The 1531-nt window shown below is 37.9% G+C and carries 1 protein-coding gene; it reads right to left on the reverse strand.

Annotated features, from left to right (window positions below; translation table 11 throughout):
* Nucleotides 1-177 precede the first annotated feature (177 nt).
* Complete coding sequence (locus CWB66_RS21040; RefSeq protein WP_138586967.1) at nt 178-1035, reverse strand: PA4780 family RIO1-like protein kinase; 858 nt, start codon at nt 1033-1035, stop codon at nt 178-180.
* Between the last annotated feature and the right edge of the window lie 496 nt (nt 1036-1531).

Consider the following 1531-nt stretch of genomic DNA (forward strand, 5'->3'; position numbering starts at 1 on the left):
ATGAGGAAATTTTAACGCAGTTAGCGCCAAATTTGGCACCTCAAAATGATTAAGTATTATTGCGGATTGGCACTGTACAAAGCACTCTTTGGATCACAGCGTTTAGCTAAACGCTGTGATCCAAAAAAAGTAGAGCAAATTTAAAAAATTAATCCTAAAGCATCAAAAAAACCTAGTTTATTCATCATCATCGGAGCCGTTAATACGCTCCAATCGTTCTATTTCTTCTTCTCTGGCCGCTTGAATTTCTTCTAAAACAGAATCAACGTCAGCATTTTCACTATCGTCTTCAAACTCGCCAGTAAGTATAGAATTAGGTGTTAAATTAGCTTCTTCAAATAACGCCCACATTTCTTTAGCGTATTGTGTATGTAACAAAGCCGGTGCAAATTCACCGTAATAACGGCGCATATTATTTACATCTCTGGCAAACATAGCCTCAGCACTATTGTTTGCAGAGGCATTAACCGCTTGCGGTAAATCTATAATAACGGGCCCTTTATCATCAACTAAAACATTAAATTCAGATAAATCACCATGTATAATGCCCGCACACAACATCAACATAATGTAGTGCATCATTAACTTATGTTGTGCAATCGCTTCTTCTTGCGTCAACGTTACATGGCCAAGTTGAGGTGCAACATCGCCAGCATCATCAGAAACCAACTCCATAATTAACACACCATCCATACAACAATATGTTTCTGGAACTCGTACACCCGCATTAGCTAAACGTGATAAGGCATCAATTTCAGCATTTTGCCAAATCTCTTCCTCTAACTGTCGACCATAGCTTGAACGCTTCCCCATAGCACGGGCTTGGCGACCACCACGAACTTTTCGCCCTTCTTGGTACTGGGCTGCTTTTTTAAAACTACGTTTAACAGCATCTTTATAAATTTTAGCGCAACGAATATGCTCGCCACAGCGAACAACAAAAACATCGGCTTCTTTGCCGCTCATTAATCGGCTGATAACCTCATCAATTAAACCATCATCAACGAGAGGTTGTAGGCGTTTTGGTATTTTCACAGGTTCCCTGCTATATAGGATTGGTTATTAATCATTATTGTATCGAGTATGCTCTATGTATTTAAATGTGACTTAAACAGGATATCATCTTTGAGAATTTAAGAAATAATTAACAGTAAAAGTGATTCAAAAAATTATTACATAACAATCTGTTTATTATAAGACTAAGACAGATTTAGCACTGAAAAAAATAGTTTAGTTAATTAACCTCAACTCTGGATAATAAATCCATCTCGAGCAGCTATTCTCAGCGCTAACTGCGTTGAATTTACTTGCAATAGACCCGCTATTGACGTGTAAATTCGCCTTGTTTTCACTGAAAATATCTGGCTAGAGAAAATAAATTTAACGCGTTGAGCATTGAAAGTAGCAAACTGAGGTATGTATTATCCAGAGTTTAGGTTACTTACTCACACATTTATTTTGACACAGTTTGCTCGAACAAACTCAGATGGTTGTTCAGTGATGAGTGCCGCCCGGTGGTTGGGGCACTTAT

The sequence above is a fragment of the Pseudoalteromonas sp. S558 genome (assembly GCF_005886635.1).
Taxonomy (GTDB): domain Bacteria; phylum Pseudomonadota; class Gammaproteobacteria; order Enterobacterales; family Alteromonadaceae; genus Pseudoalteromonas; species Pseudoalteromonas aliena.